The sequence below is a fragment of the Paenirhodobacter huangdaonensis genome (assembly GCF_004022465.1).
GTDB classification, from domain to species: domain Bacteria; phylum Pseudomonadota; class Alphaproteobacteria; order Rhodobacterales; family Rhodobacteraceae; genus Rhodobacter; species Rhodobacter huangdaonensis.
In genome coordinates this window covers 204563-230271 of sequence record NZ_SAVA01000007.1, presented here as the reverse complement: position 1 = coordinate 230271, position 25709 = coordinate 204563, and the positions used below count along the sequence as shown (strand labels likewise).

26 protein-coding genes are annotated in these 25709 nt (G+C 68.5%); 18 read left to right on the top strand and 8 right to left on the bottom strand.

What is annotated here, in order from left to right:
• The first annotated feature begins 243 nt into the window (after window positions 1-243).
• Together EOW66_RS13505 and EOW66_RS13500 are read left to right on the top strand one after the other, a co-directional pair.
• Complete coding sequence (locus EOW66_RS13505; RefSeq protein ID WP_128156847.1) at window positions 244-1842, top strand: phosphoenolpyruvate carboxykinase; 1599 nt, start codon at window positions 244-246, stop codon at window positions 1840-1842.
• A gap of 82 nt (window positions 1843-1924) precedes the next feature.
• Window positions 1925-3508, top strand: a complete 1584-nt coding sequence (locus EOW66_RS13500; RefSeq protein WP_128156846.1) for a phospholipase D-like domain-containing protein — start codon at window positions 1925-1927, stop codon at window positions 3506-3508.
• Here EOW66_RS13500 and rnr read toward each other — a convergent pair.
• From rnr to dapE, 3 genes are all read right to left on the bottom strand, one after another.
• On the bottom strand, window positions 3505-5769 hold the full coding sequence (gene rnr, locus EOW66_RS13495; RefSeq protein ID WP_128156845.1) for a ribonuclease R: 2265 nt from the start codon (window positions 5767-5769) through the stop codon (window positions 3505-3507). The two genes, EOW66_RS13500 and rnr, sit on opposite strands and share 4 nt — an antisense overlap.
• Window positions 5770-5886: 117 nt before the next feature.
• Window positions 5887-6300 carry a GNAT family N-acetyltransferase gene (locus EOW66_RS13490; protein WP_128156844.1) on the bottom strand — a complete coding sequence of 138 codons (414 nt, stop codon included), beginning with the start codon at window positions 6298-6300 and terminating at the stop codon, window positions 5887-5889.
• On the bottom strand, window positions 6297-7436 hold the full coding sequence (gene dapE, locus EOW66_RS13485) for a succinyl-diaminopimelate desuccinylase (protein WP_128156864.1): 1140 nt from the start codon (window positions 7434-7436) through the stop codon (window positions 6297-6299). The genes EOW66_RS13490 and dapE overlap by 4 nt, the downstream gene beginning before the upstream one ends.
• A 295-nt stretch (window positions 7437-7731) precedes the next feature.
• Between dapE and EOW66_RS13480 the strand changes: the two genes are divergently transcribed.
• Together EOW66_RS13480 and EOW66_RS13475 are read left to right on the top strand one after the other, a co-directional pair.
• Window positions 7732-9315: a Hint domain-containing protein gene (locus EOW66_RS13480; protein WP_128156843.1), complete on the top strand. Its 1584-nt coding sequence runs from the start codon at window positions 7732-7734 to the stop codon at window positions 9313-9315.
• A complete protein-coding gene (locus EOW66_RS13475; RefSeq protein WP_128156842.1) occupies window positions 9312-10424 on the top strand; it encodes a Hint domain-containing protein in 1113 nt (370 codons plus the stop codon). The genes EOW66_RS13480 and EOW66_RS13475 overlap by 4 nt, the downstream gene beginning before the upstream one ends.
• A gap of 117 nt (window positions 10425-10541) precedes the next feature.
• Here the strand turns inward: EOW66_RS13475 and EOW66_RS13470 are convergent, their stop codons facing one another.
• Window positions 10542-11105 (bottom strand): LabA-like NYN domain-containing protein, encoded by a 564-nt coding sequence (locus tag EOW66_RS13470; protein WP_128156841.1) that lies wholly within the window; start codon window positions 11103-11105, stop codon window positions 10542-10544.
• 140 nt (window positions 11106-11245) lie between these two features.
• On the opposite strand from EOW66_RS13470, the gene folK reads away from it, so the two are divergent.
• The 11 genes from folK (at window position 11246) to recO (ending at window position 20004) form a co-directional block, all read left to right on the top strand.
• Window positions 11246-11830, top strand: coding sequence for a 2-amino-4-hydroxy-6-hydroxymethyldihydropteridine diphosphokinase (gene folK, locus EOW66_RS13465; protein WP_128156840.1), 585 nt, complete (start codon window positions 11246-11248; stop codon window positions 11828-11830).
• A 70-nt stretch (window positions 11831-11900) separates the two neighbouring features.
• On the top strand, window positions 11901-12257 hold the full coding sequence (gene rpoZ, locus EOW66_RS13460; RefSeq protein ID WP_113901516.1) for a DNA-directed RNA polymerase subunit omega: 357 nt from the start codon (window positions 11901-11903) through the stop codon (window positions 12255-12257).
• A gap of 31 nt (window positions 12258-12288) precedes the next feature.
• Window positions 12289-14406 carry a RelA/SpoT family protein gene (locus EOW66_RS13455; RefSeq protein WP_128156839.1) on the top strand — a complete coding sequence of 706 codons (2118 nt, stop codon included), beginning with the start codon at window positions 12289-12291 and terminating at the stop codon, window positions 14404-14406.
• Window positions 14407-14467: 61 nt separating this feature from the next.
• Complete coding sequence (locus EOW66_RS13450) at window positions 14468-15136, top strand: DUF2062 domain-containing protein (protein ID WP_128151321.1); 669 nt, start codon at window positions 14468-14470, stop codon at window positions 15134-15136.
• Window positions 15137-15228: 92 nt separating this feature from the next.
• Window positions 15229-15975 (top strand): pyridoxine 5'-phosphate synthase, encoded by a 747-nt coding sequence (locus tag EOW66_RS13445; protein ID WP_128156838.1) that lies wholly within the window; start codon window positions 15229-15231, stop codon window positions 15973-15975.
• A 2-nt stretch (window positions 15976-15977) separates the two neighbouring features.
• The gene (acpS, locus tag EOW66_RS13440; RefSeq protein WP_128156863.1) at window positions 15978-16379 is read left to right on the top strand and encodes a holo-ACP synthase; all 402 of its coding nucleotides are present in this window, start codon (window positions 15978-15980) and stop codon (window positions 16377-16379) included.
• Window positions 16380-16434: 55 nt separating this feature from the next.
• Window positions 16435-17217 (top strand): signal peptidase I, encoded by a 783-nt coding sequence (lepB, locus tag EOW66_RS13435; protein ID WP_128156837.1) that lies wholly within the window; start codon window positions 16435-16437, stop codon window positions 17215-17217.
• A 39-nt stretch (window positions 17218-17256) separates the two neighbouring features.
• Entirely contained in the window at window positions 17257-17913 is a 657-nt protein-coding gene (rnc, locus tag EOW66_RS13430; protein WP_380711126.1) for a ribonuclease III, read from the top strand.
• Entirely contained in the window at window positions 17910-18839 is a 930-nt protein-coding gene (gene era / locus EOW66_RS13425; RefSeq protein ID WP_128156836.1) for a GTPase Era, read from the top strand. The genes rnc and era overlap by 4 nt, the downstream gene beginning before the upstream one ends.
• Window positions 18840-19175 (top strand): DUF1491 family protein, encoded by a 336-nt coding sequence (locus EOW66_RS13420; RefSeq protein WP_128156835.1) that lies wholly within the window; start codon window positions 18840-18842, stop codon window positions 19173-19175.
• Window positions 19176-19281: 106 nt separating this feature from the next.
• Window positions 19282-20004 carry a DNA repair protein RecO gene (gene recO, locus EOW66_RS13415; protein ID WP_128156834.1) on the top strand — a complete coding sequence of 241 codons (723 nt, stop codon included), beginning with the start codon at window positions 19282-19284 and terminating at the stop codon, window positions 20002-20004.
• Here recO and EOW66_RS13410 read toward each other — a convergent pair.
• Together EOW66_RS13410 and EOW66_RS13405 are read right to left on the bottom strand one after the other, a co-directional pair.
• Window positions 19995-20498: a GNAT family N-acetyltransferase gene (locus EOW66_RS13410; RefSeq protein WP_128156833.1), complete on the bottom strand. Its 504-nt coding sequence runs from the start codon at window positions 20496-20498 to the stop codon at window positions 19995-19997. The genes recO and EOW66_RS13410 overlap by 10 nt on opposite strands.
• A gap of 96 nt (window positions 20499-20594) precedes the next feature.
• Window positions 20595-22238 (bottom strand): acyl-CoA dehydrogenase family protein, encoded by a 1644-nt coding sequence (locus tag EOW66_RS13405; RefSeq protein ID WP_128156832.1) that lies wholly within the window; start codon window positions 22236-22238, stop codon window positions 20595-20597.
• 211 nt (window positions 22239-22449) lie between these two features.
• Here EOW66_RS13405 and ispH point away from each other — a divergent pair, with 211 nt between their 5' ends.
• The 3 genes from ispH (at window position 22450) to EOW66_RS13390 (ending at window position 24639) form a co-directional block, all read left to right on the top strand.
• Window positions 22450-23394: a 4-hydroxy-3-methylbut-2-enyl diphosphate reductase gene (gene ispH / locus EOW66_RS13400; protein WP_128156831.1), complete on the top strand. Its 945-nt coding sequence runs from the start codon at window positions 22450-22452 to the stop codon at window positions 23392-23394.
• A 73-nt stretch (window positions 23395-23467) separates the two neighbouring features.
• Window positions 23468-23926 (top strand): ribonuclease HI, encoded by a 459-nt coding sequence (gene rnhA / locus EOW66_RS13395; RefSeq protein ID WP_128156830.1) that lies wholly within the window; start codon window positions 23468-23470, stop codon window positions 23924-23926.
• A 38-nt stretch (window positions 23927-23964) separates the two neighbouring features.
• Complete coding sequence (locus EOW66_RS13390; protein ID WP_128156829.1) at window positions 23965-24639, top strand: trimeric intracellular cation channel family protein; 675 nt, start codon at window positions 23965-23967, stop codon at window positions 24637-24639.
• On the opposite strand, the gene EOW66_RS13385 is transcribed toward EOW66_RS13390, so the two are convergent.
• The gene (locus EOW66_RS13385) at window positions 24636-25352 is read right to left on the bottom strand and encodes an LrgB family protein (RefSeq protein WP_128156828.1); all 717 of its coding nucleotides are present in this window, start codon (window positions 25350-25352) and stop codon (window positions 24636-24638) included. The two genes, EOW66_RS13390 and EOW66_RS13385, sit on opposite strands and share 4 nt — an antisense overlap.
• Window positions 25345-25701, bottom strand: a complete 357-nt coding sequence (locus EOW66_RS13380) for a CidA/LrgA family protein (RefSeq protein WP_128156827.1) — start codon at window positions 25699-25701, stop codon at window positions 25345-25347. The genes EOW66_RS13385 and EOW66_RS13380 overlap by 8 nt, the downstream gene beginning before the upstream one ends.
• Window positions 25702-25709 lie beyond the last annotated feature (8 nt).

The window sequence follows — 25709 nt, the reverse complement described above, 5'->3', positions numbered from 1 at the left end:
TGTGCGAATCATCTCGGCGCAAAAAAACGAAGGTCTGGCGAAATTGCCTCACCTTCCCGTGCTGGTTGCGCTAAACATCGCCTTGGTTGCGCTAACTGCGTCAAAGCATTCTGTTCCATCACCGAAACGTCATGTTATAGGGGCGCATCCGTGGCGGGCTTCCTGCCCGGATCGGTATTCCATTTGGCCTGGAATGCCGGGAGGAACCCAATGAACGCCGCGCGACGGCATCGGGAGCTACAGATGATCATCGGACGTGTGAACCCGGCGAAACGCCTGGAAGACCAGGGCATCAATGGTCTGGGCAATGTCTATTACAACCTGCTGGAGCCCGCTCTGATCGAAGCGGCCCTGAAACGCGGCGAAGGAACGCTCGGCAAAGGCGGCGCGTTCTACTGCTCGACGGGCGTCCACACCGGCCGTTCGCCGAAAGACAAGTTCGTGGTCCGCACCGCCTCGGTCGAGGACTCGATCTGGTGGGAAAACAACAAGCCGATGGACCCGGCGAAGTTCGACGTGCTCTACGCCGACATGATCGAGTACATGAAGGGCAAGGACTTCTTCGTCGAGGACCTGTTCGGCGGCGCCGACCCGGAACACCGTCTCGACGTCCGCCTCGTGGCCGAACTCGCCTGGCACGGCCTGTTCCTGCGCACCATGCTGCGCCGCCCCGAGCGCAGCGAGCTCGACACCTTCGCGCCGGAATGGACGATCATCAACTGCCCGGGCTTCAAGGCCGACCCGGAGCGTCACGGCTGCCGTTCGGAAACCGTCATCGCGCTGAACTTCGACAAGAAGATCATCCTGATCGGCAACACCGCCTATGCCGGCGAGAACAAGAAGGGCGTGTTCACGCTCCTCAACTACATCCTGCCCGGCAAGGGCATCATGGCGATGCACTGCTCGGCCAACCACGCGATCGGCAACCCCGATGACGCCGCCGTCTTCTTCGGTCTCTCGGGCACCGGCAAGACCACGCTCTCGGCCGACCCGTCGCGCACGCTGATCGGCGACGACGAGCACGGCTGGTCGGAAAAGGGCGTCTTCAACTTCGAGGGCGGCTGCTACGCCAAGACGATCAACCTCTCGAAGGAAGCCGAGCCGGAAATCTACGCGACCTGCTCGATGTTCGGCACCGTGGTCGAGAACATGGTCTTCGATCCGGAGACGCTGGAACTCGACTTCTTCGACAATTCGCTGACCGACAACATGCGCTGCGCCTATCCGCTGCATTACATCTCGAATGCCTCGGAAAGCTCGATGGGCGGTCACCCGAAGAACGTCATCATGCTGACCTGCGACGCCTATGGCGTGCTGCCGCCGATCGCGCGGCTGACGCCGGCGCAGGCGATGTATCACTTCCTGTCGGGCTTCACCTCGAAGACCCCGGGCACCGAAGTGGGCGTGACCGAGCCGCTGCCGACCTTCTCGACCTGCTTCGGCGCGCCGTTCATGCCGCGTCGCCCCGAGGTCTACGGCAAGCTGCTGCAGGCGAAGATCCGCGAGCACGGCGCCTCGTGCTGGCTGGTGAACACCGGCTGGACCGGCGGCGCCTTCGGCACCGGCAAGCGGATGCCGATCAAGGCCACCCGCGCGCTGCTGACCGCCGCGCTTGACGGCTCTCTGCATGGCGTCGAGTTCCGCAAGTCCGAGAAGTTCGGCTTCGAGGTTCCGGTCTCGGTGCCGGGCGTCGACTCGACCCTGCTGAACCCGCGCGACACCTGGGCCGACAAGGCCGCCTTCGACGCGCAGGCCAACAAGCTGGTCGGCATGTTCAAGGCGAACTTCGAGCAGTACATGCCCTACGTCGACGAAGACGTGAAAGCCGCCGCGATCGGCTGAAAACCATAACGGACAGTGACCCGAAGGGGCCGGGATTTCCCGGCCCCTTTGCTTTGCCGGCGCGACGCGCCAGAGTGGGCGCATGCATCTGCACGGACTGCCCCTTCTGCTGCTGATCGCGCTTGCCGCGGCGCTCGTCTCGGCGGGAGGCACGCTGCTCGGCGCGCGGCTCAGCCATCCGCGGCCGAAGGGCCCCTTCGCACCGGGCTTCGCGCTGCCGCCGCCGGCAGGCGGGCGGCTGGCCACAGCCTTCGCCGCCCGGCTTGCGGCGCATCCGGGGCTGAACGCGGTGCATCTGCTGATCGACCCCGTCGATGCGCTTGCCGCCCGGCTTGAGCTCATCGCCGCCGCCGAACGCTCGATCGAGCTGCAGTATTACATCTGGCAGGACGACACTGCCGGGGCGCTGATGCTGGGCGCGTTGCGCACCGCGGCCGCGCGCGGGGTGCGGGTGCGGGTGCTGATCGACGACAACGGCACCGCCGGCATGGACGAGATCCTCGCCACGCTCGACACCCTGCCGCATGTCGAGGTGCGGCTCTTCAACCCCTTCCCGCTGCGCCGGCTGCGGGTGCTTGGCTATCTCGCCGACTTCCACCGGCTGAACCGGCGCATGCACAACAAGGCGATGATGGTCGACGGCACCGTCGCCATCCTTGGCGGGCGCAACATCGGCGACGACTACTTCAACCGCTTCGCGCCGGGCGGGCTCTACATGGATCTCGACGTGGCGGTGGCAGGGCCCGTGGTGGCCGAGGTGGCGCGGCAGTTCGACCTGTACTGGAACGCCCCGCCCTCGATACCGTCCGCCCTGCTGCTGACGCCGCCCGCCCCCGCCCGGGCCGAGGCGCTGCTGACGGCCGAGGCCGCGCGCCTGACCGCCCCCGGCGCCGCAGCCTATGTCGCCGCCCTTGGCCGCGCCCATGCCGAGGGCCGCGTCCTTGCCGCCGATGCGCCCTTCAGCTTTGCCCCCGCCCAGCTCGTCTTCGACCCGCCCGAGAAGATCGTCGGCCGGATCGGCAGCCGGCGCATGCTCTGGCGCCACCTGATCCGCGCGCTTGGCACGCCAAAGCGCGACCTCGTGCTGATCTCGCCCTATCTGGTGCCGACCCGCAGCGGGGTGAAGACCCTCGCCCGCTATGCGCGCGACGGCATCCGGGTGCGGATCCTGACGAATTCCTTCGCCGCCTCGGACGTGCCGCTCGTGCATTCGGGCTATGCGCACCGGCGCGCGCCGCTTTTGCGTCGCGGGGTCGAGCTGTGGGAATACGCCGCCGACGCCGAGAAGCGCCGCCCCGCCACCGATTTCCTCGCCCGCCGGCTGAAGGGCACCTCGCCGTTCTCGCGCAACAAGCTGCACGCCAAGGTCTTTGCCGTCGACCGCACGCGGGTGTTCATCGGCTCGTTCAACTTCGACCCGCGCTCGATACGGCTGAACACCGAGCTCGGCGTGGTGATCGACGCGCCGGCGATCGCCGAGGCGATCACCGATTCCTTCGACGATTTCGTGCCCGAACGGGCCTGGCGCGTCACCCTTGCCCCGACCGGCGGCCTGCGCTGGTCGCGCCCGGGCGAAGTGGAACGCAGCACCGAACCCGGCGCCACGCTCGGCGCGCGGCTGGCACTTGCGATCGCGCAGCGCCTGCCGATCGAGTGGATGCTCTAGCGCGGCTTGCGCGTGCGCTTGACCTTGCGCGCGACGCCGCGCTCCTTCGCCTTCAGCGCCGCCATCTTCCGCCCCGGACGGAACGGCTTGCGCCCGCCCTTGCCGGGCCCGGGCAGCGCCGCCCCCTCGACCTCGAGGAGTTCAAGCTCGAGCCCGCCGGTCAGCGGCACCGCCTCGGCCAGACGCACCCGTACCCGCTGGCCGATGCCGATCACCGTGCCGGTCTCGGCGCCGATCAGCTGCTGCGCCTCGGGGTCGTAGTGGAAGAACTCGCGCCCGATCGAGCGCACCGGCACCAGCCCGTCGGCGCCGGTCTCGTCGAGCTTCACGAAGGCGCCGAACTTCTGCACGCCCGAGATCCGGCCGCCGAACTCGCTGCCGACGCGGTCGCTCAGATAGGCGGCAAGATAGCGGTCGGTGGTGTCGCGCTCGGCCGCCATCGAGCGGCGCTCGGTCTCGGAGATGTGCTGTGCCGTCTCCTCGAGCGTGTCGATGTCGGCGGGGCTGAGCCCGTCCTTGCCCCAGCCGTGGCCCGAGATCAGCGCACGGTGCACGATCAGGTCGGAATAGCGGCGGATCGGCGAGGTGAAATGCGCATAAGAACGCAGCGCCAGCCCGAAGTGGCCGAGGTTGTGCGGCGCGTAATAGGCCTGCGTCATCGCCCGCAGCGTCGAGATGTTGACGAGCTCGTCGAACTCGCTGCCCTCGGCCTGCGACAGCAGCCGGTTCAGATGCGCGGTCTTCAGCACCTGGCCCTTGGCCAGCGTGAAGCCCGAGGCCTGCGCCACTTCGCGCAGGGCCTCGATCTTGTCAGGGCTCGGCTCCTCGTGCACGCGGTAAAGGAGCGGCCGGCGCAGCCGCTCGAGCTCCTCGGCCGCCGCGACGTTCGCAAGCACCATGAATTCCTCGATCAGCCGGTGCGCGTCGATGCGCTCCTTGAACCGCACCGAGGTGACCTTGCCATCCTCGCCGATCACGATCTGCCGCTCGGGCAGGTCGAGGTCGAGCGGCTGGCGCGCCGCCCGCGCCTTCGCCAATGCGCCGTAGCAGTCGTAAAGCGGCGCAATGACCTCCTGCACCAGCGGTTCGGTCCTGGCGTCGGGGCGGCCGTCCCGGGCGGCCTGCACCTGCGCATATTCGAGCGAGGCGACCGAGCGGATGATGCCGCGGGTGAAGCGATGCGAGATCTTCTGCCCCGAGGAGCTGACCTTCATCCGCACCGCCAGCACCGCGCGCGGCACATCCTCGTGCAGCGAGCACAGATCGCCCGAGAGCCGGTCGGGCAGCATCGGCACGACGCGGTCGGGGAAATAGGTCGAGTTGCCGCGCTTCCTTGCCTCGCGGTCGAGCGCCGAGCCCGGGCGGACGTAATGCGCGACATCCGCAATCGCCACCCACAGCAGGAAGCCGCCCTCGTTCGCCGGATCGTCGTCGCGCAGCGCAAGGCAGGCGTCGTCGCGGTCGCGCGCGTCGGCCGGGTCGATGGTGACGAAGGGCAGCGCGGTCAGATCTTCGCGGCCCTCGAAACCCGCGGGCGTCTCGGCATCGGCCTCGGCGATGACCTCATCGGGGAAGTCGTCGGGGATGCCGTGCTGATGGATCGCGATCAGCGAGACCGCGCGCGGCGCCGCCGGGTCGCCCAGCCGGTCGAGCACGCGCGCCTTCGGCAGGCCGAGCCGCCCCTTCGGGCCGGACTGTTCCGCCTCGACCAGCTCGCCGTCGCGCGCGTCATTGGTGGCGCCCGCCGGCACCACCCATTCCTTGGTCTCGCCCTTGTCGATCGGCACGATCCGCCCGCCCTCGGCGCCCTTGCGGAAGATGCCGACGATGCGGTGCTGCGCGCTGCCGATCTTGCGGATCGGCCGCGCCTCCCAGGCATGATCCGCACCCGAGACCTCGGCGATGCGGGCAAGGATGCGGTCGCCCGCGCCAAGTGCCGGCTCGCCCTTCGCGGGCAGCACCAGGCAGCGCGGCGCCTCGCCCTCGCCGCCCCATTCGAGCGGCTTTGCCCAGAGATCGCCCGCGGCATCGGGGGCCAGCACCTGCAGCACGGTGACCGGCGGCAGCCGCGTGCTGTCGTGGAAGCTGCGCCGGCGGCGGGCGATCACGCCCTCCTCGGCCATCTCCTTGAGCAGGCGTTTCAGCTCGATCTTCTCCGCGCCCTTCAGGCCGAAGGCGCGGGCAATGTCGCGCTTGGCGCCGGCATCGGGATGGTCGGCAAGCCAGGCGAGGATCTGTTCACGGGTGGGTGTCTGGGTCATACCCCTGACCTAGCACGGGCGCGCGGTGCCGTCACGCAAGGAAGCGGGGCGCTGCCCCGCACCCCGAGGTATTTCGGCCAAGATGAAAAGGCGGCGCGGAAGCGGCCCCGGGCCGGGTCAGAGGCGGCGTTCCATCTCGCGGTGCGGAATGCCGGCATCGTCGTATTCGGGGCCGAAAGCGGTGAAGCCGAGTTTCTCGTAGAACGGGATGGCGTAGCATTGCGCGCCCAGAAGGATGCGCGTGCAGCCCGCCGCGGCGAGCCGCGCGACGCCCGCGCGGATCAGTGCCGCGCCAAGGCCGGTGCCGCGTGCGGGTTTCGCCACGCAGACCCGGCCGATGCGGCCTTCCGTGCCCTCGACGAACAGCCGCGCCGTGCCAAGCGGCGCGGCGCCCTCGACCGCGAGGAGGTGGACGGCCTGCCCGTCGAGGTCATCCCATTCCTCGGCCTCGGCGATGCCCTGTTCCTCGATGAAGACGGCGCGACGCAGGGCGTGGCAGGCGGCGAGATCGTCGGTTTCGGTGAGGATCATGCGAAATACTCCCGCAGCGCGCGGGCGTAGACGCGCCTGAGGGTCTCGATCTGCGCGACCTCGACCCGTTCGTCGACCTGGTGCATCGTGCGCCCGACGAGGCCGAATTCGAGGACCGGGCAATGGTCCTTGACGAAGCGCGCGTCCGAGGTGCCGCCCGAGGTGGAGAGCACGGGTTTCACCCCGGTTTCGGCCTCGACCGCGCGCGCGACGAGCGCGACGAAATCGCCGGGCGGGGTGAGGAAGCTTTCGCCCGAGACCTCGGGGCTCATCGTGAAGGTGACGCCGGTCGCGGCGCTGACCCCGGCCGCCAGCGCCTCGCCCCAGGCGATCAGGCTGGCCGCGCTGTGGGCGTCGTTGAAGCGGATGTTGACCGTGGCGCGCGCCTTCGCCGGGATCACGTTGTTCGCCGGGTTGCCGCAGTCGATCGTCGTGACCTGCAGCGTCGAGGGTTCGAAATGCGCGGTGCCCGTGTCGAGCGGCGCCGCGGTCATCTGCCCGAGCAGGTCGATCAGCGCATGGAGCGGGTTCTTCGCCCGCTGCGGATAGGCGGCGTGGCCCTGCACCCCCGTCGCCTCGATCCGGAAGGTCATCGAGCCGCGCCGGCCGATCTTCATCATCTCGCCCATCACCTCGGGGCAGGTCGGCTCGCCCACCAGGCACACCGACATCGCCTCGCCGGTCTCGGCCATCCAGTCGAGGAGCGCGCGGGTGCCGTCGCGCCCCGCGCCCTCCTCGTCGCCGGTGATCGCCAGGATCACCGCGCCCTCGGGCGGCGCCTCGGTCACCAGATCGACCGCGGCGGCGACGAAGGCCGCGACGCCCGATTTCATGTCGGTGGCGCCGCGGCCCCAGAGCACGCCATCATGGATCTCGCCGCCGAAGGGGTCATGCGTCCAGGCCGCAGCGTCGCCCACCGGCACCACGTCGGTATGACCGTTGAAACCGAAGGTCTTCGCCCCTTTCGCGCCCCAGCGGGCGAAGAGATTGGCGATGCCGTTGCGATCGACGCGGGTGCAGGCGAAGCCGGCCCGGCTCAGCACCTCTTCGAGCAGCACGAGCGCGCCGCCCTCGCCCGGCGTGACCGAGGGGCAGCGGATCAGATCGGCGGTGAGTTTCACGGGGTCGAGCGGCATCGCGGGCTCCTTCTCATGGCCCATCAGGCTTAGCCCCGGCCGGAAGCGAGCACAACCGCGGCGGAACTGTTGCACCGCAGACACCCGGGGCGCCGCCGCGGCCCCCTTGAAAGAAAAAGGTTTTCTCGTGGCGAGAGTCGGGCTTAGGCTGAGCGCAATAATTATGACCCGAGGCAGGGCAACGAGCAGGGCCAAAGCGCCCCCATGACACCGAGGCCGAAACGGCCCGACACCACGGCCGGACGCATGTTTCCGGTGCGGCGTTTGCGCTGCCTCCCACATTTGCGGGGACGGCATGGCACGAGCGGCAGAGCTGGGCTACAACACCTCCGCCACTGCAATGCAGATGGCGCAGACGATCTTTGGCGACGGCGTGACGGTGGTCGATGCCTCCTATACCGGCGCGAAGAACTCCTCCGCGATCTACACCAAGGGCGATTCGATCTCGCCCGAGGCGACGCCGTCCGACACCGGGGTGATCCTGTCGACCGGCAATGCCGCGGATTTCACCAACAGTGGCGGCTGGTTCTCGTCGGACCCGAACACCGCGACCAACACCTCGACCAACACCACCGGCATCGACAACAATGCCGGGTTCAACGCGCTCGCCGGTACGCGCACCTATGACGCGGCCTGGCTTGACGTCGACTTCGTGCCGACCGGCGATCTGATGACGATCAGCTTCACCTTCGCCTCGGACGAATACCCGGAATACGTGAACTCGATCTACAATGATGTGGTGGGGGTCTGGGTGAACGGCGCGCCGGTCGAGGTGAACCTCTCGACCGCGGCCACCTCGGTCAACAACGTCAACGGCGCCAACAACGAGAACCTCTACATCTCGAACACCAACGACGCCTACAACACCGAGATGGACGGCTTCACCGTGACGATGACGCTGACCTTCCCGGTGAACGTCGGCGCGCTGAACTCGATCCGCATCGGCATCGCCGACGCGGGCGATGCGAATTACGATTCGAACCTGCTGATCGCGGGGGATTCGATCCAGACCATGCTGGTCGCCGTCGATGACGAGACGACGGTCGAACCGGGGGGCGACAAGACGATCGACGTGCTCGGCAACGACGTGAACCGCACCGCGGGCACGCTGACGATCACCGAGATCAACGGCGTTGCAGTGCAGCCGGGCGACACCGTGCAGCTCGCCTCGGGCGAGAGCGTGACGCTGAACGCCGACGGCACGCTGACGGTCCATGCCGACCCCGAGGAAGAGACCGTCAACTTCACCTATGAAGCGACGAGCTCCGACGGGCACACGGACGTGGGCCTTGTCACCTTGCATGTCGTGCCCTGCTTCGTCGCCGGCAGCCGCGTTGCCACCCCCGCCGGGCCGCGCGCGGTCGAGACGCTGATGCCGGGCGATCTGGTGCTGACCAAGGACGCCGGGCCGCAGCCGTTGCGCTGGATCGGGCGGCGCACGGTGCCGGCCGAGGGCCGCTTCGCCCCGATCCGGTTCGAGACCGGGGCCCATGGCGCGACGCGGCCATTGCTGGTCTCGCCGCAGCACCGGGTGCTGGTGCGCGATCCGGCGGCCGAACTGCTGTTCGGCGAGGCCGAGGTGCTGGTCGCGGCGAAGGACCTGGTCGATGGCCGCGCCGTGCAGGTGGTCGAGGGCGGCACCGTCGAGTATGTGCACCTGCTCCTCGACCGTCACCACATCGTCTTCGCCGATGGCATTGCCAGCGAGAGCTTCCTGCCCGGGCCGCAGGTGATGGGCGCGATGGACGCCGCGGTGCAGGCCGAGATCTGCGCCCTCTTCCCCGAACTCGACCCGGAAACCGGCGCCGGCTACGGCCCCGCCGCGCGGCGCAGCCTGCGCGCCTACGAGGCGCGCTTGCTGTATCGGCGTGCCGCGTGAGCGCGGCGCGGATCGAGGCAGGCGGCTGGCTGCGGGCGCAGCTGCCGGGCGAAGGGGCGATTGCGCTCGCGCATCGCGCCCTGCCCGAGCTTTGGCCGCGCGGCAGCCTGATGCTCGAATTCACCCTGCTGCGCGGCGAGGACGGGCCGCTGCCGCTGCTGCATCTGCCGCCCATGGGCAGCGAGGGGCTGTTCCTGTCGATCGGAATCGGCACCGGGCATCAGCTCGGCCTGATCGAACGGCGCGGCGCGGCCTTCCATGCCCTGTCGATCGACGCCACGGCGGAATGCCTTGCCGGCGGACGGATGCGCCTTGTCTGGAGCTGGGACATCGCCGCCGGCGACAGCCTGCTGACGCTGGAAGCGCTTGACCAGGCCACCTTGCGCCAGCGCGCCGGCAGCACCCCCCTGCCGCCGCGCCGCGCCGAGATGGCCGCCCTCGTCGCCGGGGCAAGTGGCGCGCGGCCCGGGCCGCGGGTGGACTGGCTCGCGATCGGCGATCATGTGCAGCCGGTCGGTCCCGGCGCCTGCTTTGCCCCCGCCACGCCCATTGCCACCCCCGCGGGGCTGCGCCCGGCGGGCAGCCTGCGCCCGGGCGATCTGGTCGAGACCGTCGATGCCGGGCCGCAGCCGGTGCTCTGGTCGGGGCGGGTGATGCTGCCAGCGCTTGGCGCGCTGCGCCCGGTGCGGCTGAGCGCGCCGAGCTTCGCCGAGCGCACCGATCTGTGGCTTTTGCCGCAGCACCGCATCGCGCTCGCCGGCCCCGCGGTCGACTATCTGTTCGGCGAGGAAGAGGTGCTGATCGCCGCGCAGCACCTGGTCGACGGCTGCAGCGCGCAGCAGCCCGACCGGCCCTGCGTGCTGGGCTGGCAGGGGATCATGCTCGAACGTCATCACCTGCTGATCGCCGACGGCTGCCGGCTTGAAAGCCTCAGCGCCGGGCGGCTGGCGCGGCAGCCGGCACTCGCCCGCACCACCGCCCTCGCCGCGCTGGCCGAGGCCGGCGCGCTGCCGGTGCATGCCGCGCCGGTGCGGCGCGAGCTGGCGCCACACGAGGCGCAGGCACTGACGATGGCGCGCACGCAAGGCCGCGGGCCATGGGCGGCCTGAGCTGCACCCCAGCTGGCAGAAAAGGGGAGCCGAAGCCCCCCTTTCCGGATCTTGTCACCACCATTCCGGCCGGGCCCGCGCAAGAGAGTGGGTCGCGACGGCCCCGTCGGGTCCGGCTTACACCTCGGCGGCGGCCTCGGGTTCGCGGGCCTCGCGCGGCGGGCGGCCGATCACTTCGCGCAGCGCGTCGAGCTCGATGAAATTATCGGCCTGGCGGCGCAGCTCGTCGGCGATCATCGGCGGCTGGCTGCGGATCGTCGAGACGACCGACACCCGCACGCCCATCCGCTGCAACGCTTCGACGAGCGGACGGAAATCGCCGTCGCCCGAGAACAGCACGGCATGGTCGAGGCGCGGCGCGAGTTCCATCGCGTTCACCGCGAGCTCGATGTCCATGTTGCCCTTGACCTTCCGCCGGCCCATCGAGTCGGTGTATTCCTTCGCCGGCTTCGTCACCATCGCGTAGCCGTTGTAATGCAGCCAGTCGACCAGCGGACGGATCGGTGAATATTCCTCGTTTTCCAGCAGGGCCGTGTAATAGAAGGCCCGCACCAGCTTGCCACGCCGTTCGAATTCCTGCCGAAGCAGCTTGTAGTCGATGTCAAACCCGAGCGCCTTGGCTGCCGCGTAGAGGTTCGAACCATCAATGAACAGCGCAAGCCGCTCGTCCTTGTAAAACATCAACACTTCCTTTCGTCTTTGCGCAGCGGTAGGCGTCGTGTGAGTGGTTGACGCGAGGAAGAATATCCCCAATACGCCGCTGCGCACAGTTCCTGACAGAACTGCATAGCAATCGGCCGAGGGCAAGGATATCTGTATTTATGGCCAATAACACATTCCTGATTGCCCTCGGAGCGAATCTTCCGTCGGCCGCCGGACTGCCCGCGCAGACCCTGGCGGCAGCGCTGGAAAGGATGCCGGAACAAGGACTTGTGCTTGCGGCCGTGAGCCGGTTCTACCGCTCGCCCGCCTTCCCCGCCGGCTCCGGCCCCGATTACGTCAATGCCTGCGCCGTGCTGCGCGCCGAGGCGACGCCCGAACAGGTCCTCGACCGGCTGCACGCGATCGAGGCCGCGCTCGGCCGGGTCCGCAGCGAGCGCTGGCAGGCGCGCAGGATCGACCTCGACCTGATCGCCGCCGGCCAGACCGTGCTGCCCGACGCCGAGGGCCAGGCCGCCTGGCGCGCGCTGCCGCTCGAGCGGCAGATGCGCGAGACGCCCTCCGAGCTGATCTTGCCGCACCCGCGCCTGCAGGATCGCGGTTTCGTGCTGATTCCCCTCGCCGAGATCGCGCCCGGCTGGCGCCACCCCGCGACCGGCCAGAGCGTGGCGGAAATGGTCGCAGCCCTGCCCGAGGCGGAAAAAGCCGCACTCGTGCCGCTCGAGCCGGTGGGGGTGCCGGATTGAGCGCTTGTCAAGCCCCGATATTGCGCCTAAATAGGCGCTTCACACCTCCCAAGTCCGATTGGAGATGCCAATGGCCCGCGTGACGGTTGAAGATTGCGTTGACAAGGTTCCGAACCGCTTCGAGCTGGTGATGCTCGCAGCGCATCGGGCACGCGAAATCGCTGCCGGCTCTCCGCTGACGGTGGACCGCGACAACGACAAGAACCCGGTGGTCGCCCTGCGCGAGATCGCCGAAGAGACGCAGTCCGCCGAGGATCTGCGTGAACGTCTGATCGAGTCGCATCAGACCCAGATCGAAGTCGACGAACCCGAAGAGGATTCGATGGCGATGCTGATGTCGGGTGAAACCCCCGATCGTCCGCGCGCCGACGACATGGACGAAGAGCGCATGCTGCGCGCCCTGATGGACGCGCAGGGTCGCGACTGAATCGCACGACCGGCGGGGGGCGGATGCGCGAATGATCGACGTCGAAGACCTGATCGCGCTTGTCCGCAACTATAACCCGCATACCGATGCCGAGCTGATCCGCCGGGCCTATGTCTATGGCATGAAGATGCACGAGGGTCAGTTCCGGCAGTCGGGGGAATCCTATTTCACCCATCCCGTCGCCGTCGCCGCGATCCTGACCGAGCAGCGGCTTGACGATGCGACGATCGTCACGGCGCTTCTGCACGACACGATCGAGGACACCCGTTCGACCTATACCGAGGTCGAGGGGCTTTTCGGCCACGAGATCGCCGAGCTCGTCGATGGCGTCACCAAGCTCACCAACCTGCAGCTGTCCTCGAATGCCTCGAAGCAGGCGGAGAATTTCCGCAAGCTCCTGATGGCGATGTCGAAGGACATCCGCGTGCTGCTGGTGAAGCTCGCCGACCGGCTGCACAACATGCGCACGATCAAGTCGATGCGCGCCGAGAAGCAGGTGCAGAAGGCGCGCGAGACGATGGAGATCTTCGCCCCGCTTGCCGGCCGCATGGGCATGCAGTGGATGCGCGAGGAGCTCGAGGACCTTGCCTTCAAGGTGCTGAACCCCGAGGCCCGCACCTCGATCATCCGCCGCTTTGTCTCGCTGCAGAAGGAATCGGGCGACGTGATCTCGAAGATCACGCACGACATCCGCACGCTGATGGACAAGGCCGGGATCGAGGCCGACGTCTTCGGCCGGGCAAAGCGCCCCTATTCGATCTGGCGCAAGATGGAGGAGAAGCAGCTTGCCTTCTCGCGTCTGTCCGACATCTACGGCTTCCGCGTCATCACCGAGAACGTCGAGGATTGCTATCGCGTCGTCGGGCTGATCCATCAGCGCTGGCGCGCCGTGCCGGGCCGGTTCAAGGATTACATCTCCCAGCCGAAGACGAACGGCTACCGCTCGATCCACACCACGGTGACCGGCCGCGACGGCAAGCGCGTCGAGGTGCAGATCCGCACCCGGCAGATGCACGAGGTGGCCGAGGCCGGCGTCGCCGCACACTGGTCCTACCGCGACGGCGAACCCGCCGAGAACCCTTTCGCCGTCGATCCGGCGAAGTGGCTGTCCTCGCTGACCGAGCGTTTCACCGAGGGCGATCACGAGGAATTCCTCGAGAACGTCAAGCTCGAGATGTATTCCGACCAGGTGTTCTGCTTCACGCCCAAGGGCGATGTGGTGAAGCTGCCGAAGGGCGCGACGCCGATCGACTTCGCCTATGCGATCCACACCCGGATCGGCAATTCCTGCGTCGGCGCCAAGGTCGACGGCATCCGCGTGCCGCTCTGGACCCGGCTGAAGAACGGCCAGTCGGTCGAGATCATCACCGCCGCGGGGCAGCGGCCGCAGGCGACCTGGCTCGACATCGTCGGCACCGGCCGTGCCCGCGCCGCGATCCGCAAGAGCCTGCGCGAGGAGGACCGCTCGCGCTTCGTCAAGCTCGGTGCGGAACTGGCCCGCGTCGCCTTCGAGCATGTCGGCCGCAAGGTGTCCGACAAGGCGCTGCGCACCGCGGCCAAGACCCTCGGCATGGTCGACGAGATCGAGCTGCTCGCCCGGCTCGGCTCGGCCGAGTTCACCGCGCGCGAAGTGGTCGAGACGCTTTACCCCGAGCTTGCCCAGCACGGCCCCGAGACGGTCGAGCCCACCCGCGCGGTGATCGGCCTCGGCGCCGACCAGAGCTTCCGCCGTGCCGATTGCTGCCAGCCGCTGCCGGGCGAGCGCATCGTCGGCATCACCTATCGCGGTCAGGGCGTGGTGATCCATGCGATCGACTGCCCCGCGCTCGAGGAATTCGAGGACCAGCCCGAACGCTGGGTCGATCTGCACTGGCAGCCGGGCCAGCATCCGCCCGCCTATACCGCCTCGCTCAAGATCACGATCTCGAACGACGCCGGCGTGCTTGGCCATATCTGCACCTTGATCGGCCAGCAGAAGGCCAATATCTCGGATCTGCATTTCATCGACCGCAAGCCGGACTTTTACTCTCTTGTCGTGGAAGTCGAGCTAAGGGACGTGGAACACCTGCACATGCTGCTCACCGCGCTCGAGGCGGAGACGGATGTGTCGCAGGTGGAGCGGTGGCGCGACATCTCGCGCAAGCCCTGAGCGGGCCCGAGGGCATCGCGGACGGAGGGAACGGCCCCCGGCAAGGGGGAGAAGGACGACGGTGGTTTTCAAGCGGCGCAACAAACGTCCCTTCCTGCAGGCGCTGCGCGAGGCGGTCTGGCCGCGCGGCGGCTGGACCCGTGCCTTCCACTACATCAAGCACCGGCTGAACCGCCTGCCCGATCGGCCCGAGCGGATCGCGCGCGGCATCTTCGCGGGCGTGCTGATCTCCTTCACGCCGCTCTTCGGCTTTCACCTTGGCGGTGCGGTGGTGCTTGCCTGGCTGGTGCGCGGCAATGTCATCGCCGCGCTCTTCGGCACGCTGATCGGCAACCCGCTGACTTTCCCGCTGATCGCGCTGGTCTCGATCAAGCTCGGCCACTGGATGCTTGGCCGACATCTCGCCCCGGTCCAGACCGAGGGGCTGTTCGAGACCTTCGGCCATGCCTTCCAGGACCTGCACCACAACCTCGTGGCCTTCTTCACCCACGAGCCGACGCAGTGGCAGGGGCTGGCGAATTTCTTCGACGGGATCTTCCTGCCCTATCTGGTGGGCGGGCTGCTGCCCGGCATCGCCGCCGGGCTGGTGTGCTATTTCATCGCCCTGCCGATCGTCACCGCCTATCAGAACCGCCGCCGCACCCGGCTGAAGGAACGGCTGACGAAGATTCGCGCCAAGATCAGCCCGCGCCGCAAGGACGGCAATGCCCCACCGCCGGGCGAGGGCTGAGCCCCGCGCGACAGCCCCTCGGACATGGCGCGCCCCCTTCCCTTCCGCCCGGGCTTGCGCACATACTCTCGCCGCACTGACCGGAGGATTCCATGCCCCATTCGCTTCGCCTTGGCGTCAACATCGACCACGTCGCCACCCTGCGCAACGCCCGCGGCGCCGCCTATCCCGAGCCCCTGCGCGCCGCCCTGCTGGCCGAGGCGGCGGGCGCCGACGGCGTCACCGCCCATCTGCGTGAGGATCGCCGCCACATCCGTGACAGCGACATCGCCGCGCTGAAGGCGGAACTCGGGATTCCGCTCAACTTCGAGATGGCGCCGACCGAGGAGATGCAGGCGATCGCGCTCGCCACCGCGCCGCATGCCTGCTGCCTCGTCCCCGAGAAGCGGCAGGAGGTGACGACCGAGGGCGGGCTCGACGTGGTGGCCGATCTGCCGCGGTTGACCGAATACGTCGGCACGCTGAACGAGGCGGGGATCCGCGTCTCGATGTTCATCGGCCACGACCCGGCGCAGATCGAGGCCTCGGCGCAGATCGGCGCGGCGGTGATCGAGCTGCACACCGGCCATTACTGCGACCTGCATTATGCCGGCCGCTTCGCCGAGCGCGACCTCGAGCTCGAGGCGCTCGCCGCGGGTGCGGCCTATGCCCATTCGCTCGGCCTCGAGGTGCACGCGGGCCACGGCCTGACCTTCGAGACGGTCGGCCCGGTCGCCGCGATGCCCGAGATCCGCGAGCTGAACATCGGCCATTTCCTGATCGGCGAGGCGGTGTTCGTCGGCCTCGAGGGCGCGATCGGCCAGATGCGTGCCCTGATGGATGCAGCCCGGGGCGAGTGAGCGTGATCCTCGGCATCGGCTCCGACCTCGCCAATATCGACCGCATCGCCGCGACGCTCGCGCGTTTCGGCGATCGGTTCCGCACCCGCGTCTTCACCGAGACCGAGATCGCCAAGGCCGAGCGGCGCGCCGACGTCGCCGGCACCTATGCCAAACGCTGGGCGGCGAAGGAGGCCTGTTCGAAGGCGCTTGGCACCGGGCTGCGCATGGGCATCTCCTGGCGCGACATGGCGGTGACGAATCTGCCCACCGGGCAACCGGTGATGCATCTCACCGGCTGGGCCGCCGAGCGGCTGGCGGCGATGACCCCGCCCGGGCACGAGGCGATCGTTCACGTCACATTGACCGACGACGCCCCCTGGGCACAGGCCTTCGTGGTGATCGAGGCACGACCCCTTCCTTGACTTGGGTATCCCCGCAAGCCTAGGAAGGCGGGACTTTTCACAAGCGGGGCAGGGAATGGCCAAGAAATCCGAAGGCGGCATCGTCGAGACGGTGAAAACCATCGTCTGGGCACTGGTGATCGCGGGGGTGTTCCGCACCCTGTTCTTCCAGCCGTTCTGGATTCCCTCGGGCTCGATGAAGGACACGCTGCTGATCGGCGACTTCCTCTTCGTCAACAAGATGGCCTACGGCTATTCGAGCCATTCCTGCCCGTTCTCTGCCTGCCCGATCTCCGGCCGGATCTTCGCGAGCGAACCCGAACGCGGCGATGTCGTCGTCTTCCGTCACCCGACGAAGAACGTCGACTTCATCAAGCGGCTGATCGGCCTGCCCGGCGACAAGATCCAGATGGTGCAGGGCGTGCTGCACATCAACGGCGAACCGGTGCAGCTCGCCGATGCCGGCACCTTCGCCGAGGAGAAGGCGCCGCAGGGCCCGCAACAGCTGATGCCGCGCTGCGAGAACGACCCGGTGGGGATCGGTGGCACCTGCCTGAAGGCGCGCCAGACCGAGACCCTGCCCAATGGGGTCAGCCACGACATCCTGAACATCTCGGACAATTGGGTGGCCGACGACACCCCGGTCTTCACCGTGCCCGAGGGTCAGTATTTCTTCATGGGCGACAACCGTGACAACTCCGAGGACAGCCGCTTCCCGGCCGCTGCCGGCGGGCTTGGCTTCGTGCCGGCGGAATACCTGATCGGCCGTGCCGACCGGGTGATGTTCTCCTCGGCGGGCAAGTCGCTCTTCTACTTCTGGACCTGGCGTCCGGACCGGTTCTTCAAGGCGATCGACTGAGGTGAGGGCGTGAAGGTCGGCTCCGACATCGAGGCATTCATGGACAGGCTCGGGCACCGCTTCGCGAAGCCCGAGCTTCTCGTTCGCGCGCTCACCCACAGCTCGATCGGCTCGGCCACGCGCCCCGACAACCAGCGGCTCGAGTTCCTGGGCGACCGTGTGCTCGGGCTCAGCATCGCCGAGGCGCTGTTCAAGGCCGACCGCGACGCCTCGGAAGGCCAGCTTGCGCCGCGCTTCAACGCGCTGGTGCGCAAGGAAACCTGCGCCGATGTCGCCCGCCAGATCGACCTTGGCGCGGTGCTGAAGCTCGGCCGCTCCGAGATGATGTCGGGCGGCCGCCGCAAGGAGGCGCTCCTCGGCGACGCGATGGAGGCGGTGATCGCCGCCGTGCACCTCGACGCGGGCTTCGAAGTGGCACGCAAGCTCGTGCTGCGGCTCTGGGGCAAACGCGTCGAGGCCGTCGAGGAAGACGCCCGCGACGCCAAGACCGCGCTGCAGGAATGGGCGCAGGCCCGTGGCCTGCCGCCGCCGGGGTATGAAACGGTGTCGCGCAGCGGCCCCGACCACGCCCCGGTCTTCACCATCGAGGTGCATCTTGCCTCGGGCGAAAGCGAGCGCGCCAAGGCCGGCTCGAAACGACTGGCCGAACAATCCGCCGCCAAGACGCTGCTGACCCGCCTGGAGGGCACCACATGACCGAAGACACGCCGCATCCCGACCACACCCGCGCGGGCTTCGTCGCCCTGATCGGCGAGCCGAACGCCGGCAAATCGACCCTGCTCAACCGCATGGTCGGCGCCAAGGTCTCGATCGTCACCCACAAGGTGCAGACCACCCGCGCCCGCATCCGCGGCGTGTGCATGCAGGGCGAGACGCAGATCGTCTTCGTCGACACTCCCGGCATCTTCCGCCCGCGCCGCCGGCTCGACCGGGCGATGGTGACCGCGGCCTGGGGCGGCGCCTCGGATGCCGACATCATCGTGCTGCTGATCGAGGCGCATCGCGGCCTGACCGACGGCACCCGCGCGATCATCGAGGCGCTGAAGGAACGCGCCGGCGAACAGCCGGTCGCGCTTGCGATCAACAAGATCGACAAGGTCAAGGCCGAGCGCCTGCTCGAACTGGCCCAGTCGGCGAACGAGGCCTTCCCCTTCGTCAAGACCTTCATGATCTCGGCCGAGCGCGGCTATGGCGTCGACGATCTGCGCGAATGGCTGGCGGGCGAGCTGCCCGAGGGCCCCTGGTTCTACCCCGAGGACCAGATCGCCGACCTGCCGATGCGGCAGATCGCCGCCGAGGTCACGCGCGAGAAACTGACCCTGCGGCTGCACGAGGAGCTGCCCTATCAGCTCACCGTCGAGACCGAGAAATGGGAGGACCGCAAGGACGGCTCCACCCGCATCGACCAGCTGATCTATGTCGCGCGCGAGGGCCACAAGGGCATCTTGCTCGGCAAGGGCGGCGAGACGATCAAGGCGATCTCGACCGCGGCGCGCGCCGATCTCGCCGAATTCCTCGGCCGGCCGGTGCATCTTTTCCTGCAGGTCAAGGTGCGCCCGAACTGGCTCGACGAGGCCGAGCGCTATTCCGAGATGGGGCTCGACTTCAAGGACGGCGACTGAATGACGCTCCGCCTGACCTCGGATTTCTGGGTGCGGGCCTATCTGCGACGGCTGGAGATTGCCAATATCCCGGCCTATGTCACCGCGCATGGCGAGCCGCATGCCGGCGCGGTGATGGTGAAATGCGCCACCCTCGACGGCCGCGCAACGCTGTGGCAGCGCAGCTTCGATCTGACGACCGGCGCGCGCAAATGGATGATCCTGACCGAGGGCCCGGAGGCCGAGGTCGACGCCTCGATCCGCCGCCAGCGCGGCTTCGACCCCGATCTGTGGGTGATCGAGCTCGAAAACCGCGACGGCCGCACCCTTCTGGACGAGGAGGGGCTCAGCGACTGAGCCCCGCCCGCACGCCCCGCCCCCTTTCCCTTTCTCCTTGCCGGAAATACCTTCGGGGGGTCCGGGGGGCAGACAGCCCCCCGGCCTCTCCGCCCGGAACCCCTGCATGGACTGGCAAGACCACGGCACCATCCTCTCGACCCGCCCGCAGGGCGAGACCTCGGCGCTGATCGAGGTCTTCACCATGGCCCATGGCCGGCATGCGGGCGTGGTGCGCGGCGGCGCCTCGCGGAAGATGGCGGCGACGCTGCAGCCCGGCTCGTCCGTTGCCCTGCGTTGGCGCGCCCGGCTCGAGGACCAGCTCGGCACCTTCACCGTCGAACCGCTCGCCTCGCGCGCGGGGGCGATGCGTGACCGGCTGGCGCTTGCCGGGCTGTCCGCCACCTGCGCGATGCTTGCCTTCGCGCTGCCCGAACGCGCCCCGCACCCCGCGCTTTTCGCCGCGACCGAGCCGCTCTTCACGGTGATCGGCGACGCGGTGCCGGGCTGGCCGCTCGACTATCTGCGCTGGGAAATGCAGCTCCTCGAGGAACTGGGCTATGCGCTTGATCTCAGCCGCTGCGCCGTCACCGGCACGCGCGAGGATCTGGCCTTCGTCAGCCCCCGCAGCGGCCGCGCCGTCAGCCGGGCGGGCGCCGGGGACTGGGCGCCGCGGCTTTTGCCGCTGCCTGCCTGCCTGCTGGGCCAGGGGCCGGCAAGCTGGGCGGAGGTCACGGAGGGGCTGCGCCTCACCGGCCATTTCCTCGACCGGTTCGCGGCCGAGCACGGCAACCGTGCCCTCCCCGCCGCCCGCGCCCGGCTGATCGCGGCACTTGCCCGTCAGGGCTGAGCGCGGTCGTCGAGCATCAGCTGCAACAGCGCCAGATCCAGCCAGCGGCCGAATTTCTGCCCGACCTCGGGCATCGTGCCGATGGCGCGGAAGCCGAGCTGCTCGTGCAGCGCGATCGAGGCCGCATTGCCCGCCTCGATCGCCGCCACCATCACATGCAGCCCCCCGGCGCGGGCATGGGCGATGAGCTGCGTCATCAGCGCCCGGCCCCGGCCGCCGCCACGCCGGTCGGCGCGGATGTAGACCGAATGCTCGACCGTCTCGCGATAACCATCAAAAGCGCGGAACGGGCCATAGCTCGCATAGCCGGTGACCTCGCCCGCCTCCTCGAGCACGAGGACGGGCAGCCCCGCCCCCTGCCGCGCGCTCATCCAGGCGATGCGGTTCGCGGCATCGACCTCGACATCGTTCCAGATCGCCGTCGTGTTGCGCACGGCGTCGTTGTAGATCGCCGCAAGGGCCTCGGCATCTTCGGCAATGGCGTCACGGATCATCGCAATCTCCTTTGCCGCCAGTGAGCGCAAAGAGACCCGCGATGCAATGAAAAACGGGGCCCGAAGGCCCCGTTTCCCGCCCTGATCAGGACAGTCTCAGCCGAGCAGGCGGCGGGCGATGACCTGGGCCTGGATCTCGGCCGCGCCCTCGAAGATGTTCAGGATGCGCGCGTCGCACAGGATCCGCGAGATCGTGTATTCGAGCGCGAAGCCGTTGCCGCCGTGGATCTGCAGCGCGTTGTCGGCCGCCGCCCAGGCGACGCGGGCGCCCAGGAGCTTCGCCATCCCCGCCTCGAGGTCGCAGCGCCGGCCGTGGTCCTTCTGCCAGGCCGAGAAATAGGTGAACTGGCGCGCGATCATGATCTCGACCGCCATCATCGCAAGCTTGCCCGAGACCCGCGGGAACTCGATCAGCGACTTGCCGAACTGCTTGCGGTCGATCGCATAGCGCATGCCGATCTCGCAGGCCGCCTGCGCCACGCCGACGGCGCGCGCCGCGGTCTGGATGCGGGCCGATTCGAAGGTCTCCATCAGCTGCTTGAAGCCGCGCCCGGTCTCGCCGCCCAGAAGGTTCTCGCCCTTCACCCGGAAGCCGTCGAAGCCGAGCTCGTATTCCTTCATGCCGCGATAGCCCAGAACCTCAATCTCGCCGCCGGTCATGCCGGGCGTCGGGAACGGGTTGTCGTCGGTGCCCGGGGTCTTTTCGGCAAGGAACATGCTCAGCCCGCGCCAGTCGCTGGTCTCGGGCTCGGTGCGGGCCAGAAGCGTCATCACATGGGTGCGCTGCGCATGGGTGATCCAGGTCTTGTTGCCGGTGATCACCCAGTCAGAGCCGTCGCGCACCGCGCGGGTGCGCAGGCTGCCGAGGTCCGAGCCGGTGTTCGGTTCGGTGAAGACCGCGGTCGACAGGATCTCGCCGCTCGCGAGCGCCGGCAGCCATTTCTTCTTCTGCTCCTCGGTGCCGCCGCACAGGATCAGCTCGGCGGCGATTTCCGAGCGCGTGCCGAGCGAGCCGACACCGATATAGCCGCGCGACAGCTCCTCGGTCACCACCACCATCGAGGCCTTCGACAGGCCGAGCCCGCCATATTCTTCGGGGATGGTCAGGCCGAAGACGCCAAGTTCGGCAAGCTCCTCGATGATCTCCATCGGAATGAGCTCGTCCTTCAGGTGCCACTCATGCGCGTTCGGGATCACCCGTTCCTCGGCATAGCGGTGGAACTGCTCACGGATCATCTCGAGGTCTTCATCAAGGCCCGAGGCACCGAAAAGCGCCCGGCCCTGATTGTCGCGCATCAGGGCGACGAGGGCGGTGCGGGCGGCCGGGCTGTTGCCCTCGGCCATCAGTTTCGCGGCGGCGGCCGACGGCGTCCAGCTCAGCCCGAGGTCGTGCAGGCGCGCCACCTCGCCCTGACTCATCGGGATGCCGCCGGCGATCTGGTTCAGGTATTCGCCGAAACCGATCTGCAGCAGCAGCCCTTCCATCTCGCCGAAGCCGCCCGCCTCGGCGACGCGGCCGGCCCAGGCCCGCAGCTGCACCAGCGACTGTTCATAGGTGGCAAGCCAGGCCAGCGCATGGGCCGCGAACTGCTCGCGCTCGAGCGCCGATCCCGAGACCTTGCCCTCGCGGCTCACCTTCGCGCGCAGCTTCGTGGTGGCCTCGGACAGCAGCGTGGCGAGTTCGGGCAGCGCCGCCTCGGTCAGAGCGAGCAGGTCAGGAAGAACAGTCGTCGTGGTCATGTCAGCCCCATCTTGCGCCCGGAATCGGCGCCTCGTCTTGCGTTGGTCCCGTGCTTAGGCATTTTGCAGTCGCAGCGCAATAAAAATTCGCGTACGCAGCATGAATTGACCGAATGTGTCGCGGCTATTTTTGCCTTTTGCATGCCGCCCGCGCCGGGCTGGACGCGCCGGGCGGGGCGCATTAGGTCAGGGACAGACCAAGGAGAGCGCGATGAAGCCAGCCCTGACCCTCTACCTCGCCGCGCCGCGCGGTTTCTGCGCCGGCGTCGACCGGGCGATCAAGATCGTCGAGATGGCGCTCGAGAAATGGGGGGCGCCGGTCTATGTGCGCCACGAGATCGTGCACAACAAGTTCGTCGTCGACGGGCTGCGCGACAAGGGCGCGGTCTTCGTCGAGGAGCTGGACGAGGTGCCCGCCGACCGGCCGGTGATCTTCTCGGCGCATGGCGTGCCGAAATCGGTGCCGGCCGAGGCGCAGCGGCGCGAGATGATCTGGGTCGATGCCACCTGCCCGCTGGTCAGCAAGGTGCATATCGAGGCCGAGCGTCATCACGAGGCCGGGCTGCAGATGGTGATGATCGGTCATGCCGGCCATCCCGAGGTGCTGGGCACGATGGGGCAGCTGCCCGACGGCGAGGTGCTGCTGGTCGAGACCGTGGACGATGTCGCGCATCTCGACCCGCGCGATCCGGCGCGGCTTGCGTTCATCACCCAGACGACGCTCTCGGTCGACGACACCACCGAGATCGTCGCGGCGCTGAAGGCACGGTTCCCGGCGATCGTCGGGCCGGCGAAGGAAGACATCTGCTATGCCACGACGAACCGGCAGGCGGCGGTGAAGGCGATTGCGCCGAAGATCGACGCGCTGCTGGTGATCGGCGCGCCGAACTCGTCGAACTCGCGCCGTCTGGTCGAGGTCGGCCGCGCCGAGGGCTGCGCCTACAGCCAGCTGGTGCAGCGCGCGACCGACATCGACTGGCGCGCGCTCGAGGGCATTCGCGCAGTCGGCGTGACTGCCGGCGCCTCGGCGCCCGAGGTGCTGGTGAACGAGGTGATCGACGCCTTCGCCGAGCATTACGCGCTGACCGTCGAGCGGGTCGAGACCGCGCGCGAGGACATCGAGTTCAAGGTGCCGCGGGTCTTGCGCACCGCCTGAGCGCGGCGCAAACGGAGCGGACAGATGCGGGGCGCTGCCCCGCACCCCGGGATATTTGGAGCGATTGGAAGACATGGCCGACTTCTTTGCATGGACCGACGGCGCCTGCTCGGGCAACCCCGGGCCGGGGGGCTGGGGCGTGCTGATGCGCGCGATGGAGGGCGGGACTGTCGCCAAAGAGCGCGAGCTGAACGGCGGCGAGGCGATGACCACCAACAACCGGATGGAGCTGCTGGCCGCGATCAGCGCGCTCGAGGCGCTGACCCGCGAGGTGGCGATCACCATCACCACCGACTCGGCCTATGTGAAGAACGGGGTGACCGGCTGGATCCATGGCTGGAAGCGCAACGGCTGGAAGACGGCGGACCGCAAGCCGGTGAAGAACGTCGATCTGTGGCAGCGCCTCGATGCGGCGCAGGCGCGCCACAGGGTGACCTGGAAATGGATCAAGGGCCACGCCGGCCACGCCGAGAACGAGCGCGCCGACGAGCTCGCCCGCGCCGGCATGGCCCCCTATAAAGGCGGCAAATAACCGGCTAGCATCGGGCGACACCGCAGCGAGGCGCCGCCATGACCCCCGGGGATCAGCATCCGGTCATCGACTATCTGACGACGCTGCCCGTTGGCATCGCGCTCGATTACATCTCGGTCTTCGTCTTCGCGCTGACGGGCGCACTGGTCGCCTCGCGCCAGCAGCTCGATCTTGTGGGCTTCATCTTCATCGCGGCCCTGACCGCGGTGGGGGGCGGCACGCTGCGCGATCTGCTGATCGGGCGGATCCCGGTGTTCTGGGTCGGCCAGCCCGTCTACATGGTGCTGATCGCCGGGGCGGCGGTGCTGGTCTTCTTCACCGCGCATCTGCTGGAAAGCCGCTATCGCACGCTGCTGTGGCTGGATGCCTGTGCGCTCGCCGTCGCGGTGCCGGCGGGTGTCGCGGTGACGATGTCGCGCGGGCACGGGCCGGTCACGGTGCTGATCATGGGGGTGGTCACCGGCTCGTTCGGCGGGCTGATGCGCGATGTCGTGTGCAACGAGGTGCCGCTGACGCTGAAGCAGGGCGAGCTCTATCTCAGCTGCGCCTTTGCCGGCGCGGGGGCGGCGCTGCTGCTGACGGCGGCCGGCGCGCCGGGGCTGCCGGCGGCGATCGGCTGCGGTCTTGTGACCTTCGGGCTGCGGGCCGGGTCGCTGCGCTGGGGCTGGAAGCTGCCGGTCTACAAGCCGCGCCCGCCCCGCACCCGCGGCTAGAGGAACAGCTGCAGCACCAGCGGTGCGAGGAAGGCCGTCAGCACCGCATTGAGCCCCATCCCGATCGAGGCGAAGACCCCCGCCGTGTCGTTCACCTGAAAGGCGCGGGCGGTGCCGATGCCATGTGCGGCGACCCCGGTCGCAAAGCCGCGCGCGCGCCAGTCGGTGAGCCCGATCGCGTTCAGCATCGGGGTGACGAAGATCGCCCCGATCATGCCGGTGAGCAGCACCAGCACCGCGGTCAGCGTCGGCGCGCCGCCGAGGCTTTCGGAGATGCCGATGGCGACCGGGGCGGTCGCCGATTTCGGCGCGAGCGTGGCCAGCAGCCCCTTGTCCGCGCCCAGTGCCCAGGCGATCGCCAGCGCCGAGAACACCGCGGTGAACGAGCCCGCGACCAGCGCCACCGTGATCGGCACCAGTGCCTTGCGGATCTTGCCGAGGTTCGCCTGCAGCGGCACCGCCAGACACACCGTCGCCGGGCCAAGCATGAAATGCACGAATTGCGCGCCGTCGAAGTAGCTTTCGTAAGTGGTGCCGGTCAGCTCGAGCAGCACCGCGAGCAGCACCACCGCGATCAGCACCGGGTTGGCAATCGGGTTGCAGCGGGCCAGTCGATAGATCCGGTCGCCCGCCCAATAGGCGATCAGCGTCGCAGCCAGCCACAAAAGCGGCTTCGAGGCGAGGTAGGACCAGATCAGTGCGGCGTCAGTCATCGGGATTGCTCCCCACCAGCCGCGCGACCCAGGTGAAGGTCAGCGCCCCCACGATGATTGCAAGCAGCGTCGAGACGACCAGCGAGACGGCGAGCGCGAGCCCATGCGCGGCAATCGTCGGCAGATGCGCCACCACCCCCACCCCCGCCGGCACGAAGAGCAGCGCCAGATTGGCCAAAAGCCCCTGCGCCGCGGGCCGGATGATCGCGCCGAGCGGCGGGATCATCTGCAAGGCCAGCACCAGCCCCACCATGCCCAGCACCGGCCCGGGCAGCGGCAGGTGCAGCGCGCGCGAGATCACCTCGCCCACGAGCTGAAAGATCAGGATGATTGACAGAGCCGGGACCATCGGCCTTC

Coding starts and splice junctions, on each gene's coding strand:
- EOW66_RS13505 (WP_128156847.1), top strand. CDS start 244: ATGATCATCGGACGTGTGAACCCGGCGAAACGCCTGGAAGACCAGGGC.
- EOW66_RS13500 (WP_128156846.1), top strand. CDS start 1,925: ATGCATCTGCACGGACTGCCCCTTCTGCTGCTGATCGCGCTTGCCGCG.
- rnr (WP_128156845.1), bottom strand. CDS start 5,769: ATGACCCAGACACCCACCCGTGAACAGATCCTCGCCTGGCTTGCCGAC.
- EOW66_RS13490 (WP_128156844.1), bottom strand. CDS start 6,300: ATGATCCTCACCGAAACCGACGATCTCGCCGCCTGCCACGCCCTGCGT.
- dapE (WP_128156864.1), bottom strand. CDS start 7,436: ATGCCGCTCGACCCCGTGAAACTCACCGCCGATCTGATCCGCTGCCCC.
- EOW66_RS13480 (WP_128156843.1), top strand. CDS start 7,732: ATGGCACGAGCGGCAGAGCTGGGCTACAACACCTCCGCCACTGCAATG.
- EOW66_RS13470 (WP_128156841.1), bottom strand. CDS start 11,105: ATGTTTTACAAGGACGAGCGGCTTGCGCTGTTCATTGATGGTTCGAAC.
- folK (WP_128156840.1), top strand. CDS start 11,246: ATGGCCAATAACACATTCCTGATTGCCCTCGGAGCGAATCTTCCGTCG.
- rpoZ (WP_113901516.1), top strand. CDS start 11,901: ATGGCCCGCGTGACGGTTGAAGATTGCGTTGACAAGGTTCCGAACCGC.
- EOW66_RS13455 (WP_128156839.1), top strand. CDS start 12,289: ATGATCGACGTCGAAGACCTGATCGCGCTTGTCCGCAACTATAACCCG.
- EOW66_RS13445 (WP_128156838.1), top strand. CDS start 15,229: ATGCCCCATTCGCTTCGCCTTGGCGTCAACATCGACCACGTCGCCACC.
- lepB (WP_128156837.1), top strand. CDS start 16,435: ATGGCCAAGAAATCCGAAGGCGGCATCGTCGAGACGGTGAAAACCATC.
- rnc (WP_380711126.1), top strand. CDS start 17,257: ATGGACAGGCTCGGGCACCGCTTCGCGAAGCCCGAGCTTCTCGTTCGC.
- era (WP_128156836.1), top strand. CDS start 17,910: ATGACCGAAGACACGCCGCATCCCGACCACACCCGCGCGGGCTTCGTC.
- EOW66_RS13420 (WP_128156835.1), top strand. CDS start 18,840: ATGACGCTCCGCCTGACCTCGGATTTCTGGGTGCGGGCCTATCTGCGA.
- recO (WP_128156834.1), top strand. CDS start 19,282: ATGGACTGGCAAGACCACGGCACCATCCTCTCGACCCGCCCGCAGGGC.
- EOW66_RS13410 (WP_128156833.1), bottom strand. CDS start 20,498: ATGATCCGTGACGCCATTGCCGAAGATGCCGAGGCCCTTGCGGCGATC.
- EOW66_RS13405 (WP_128156832.1), bottom strand. CDS start 22,238: ATGACCACGACGACTGTTCTTCCTGACCTGCTCGCTCTGACCGAGGCG.
- ispH (WP_128156831.1), top strand. CDS start 22,450: ATGAAGCCAGCCCTGACCCTCTACCTCGCCGCGCCGCGCGGTTTCTGC.
- rnhA (WP_128156830.1), top strand. CDS start 23,468: ATGGCCGACTTCTTTGCATGGACCGACGGCGCCTGCTCGGGCAACCCC.
- EOW66_RS13390 (WP_128156829.1), top strand. CDS start 23,965: ATGACCCCCGGGGATCAGCATCCGGTCATCGACTATCTGACGACGCTG.
- EOW66_RS13385 (WP_128156828.1), bottom strand. CDS start 25,352: ATGACTGACGCCGCACTGATCTGGTCCTACCTCGCCTCGAAGCCGCTT.
- EOW66_RS13380 (WP_128156827.1), bottom strand. CDS start 25,701: ATGGTCCCGGCTCTGTCAATCATCCTGATCTTTCAGCTCGTGGGCGAG.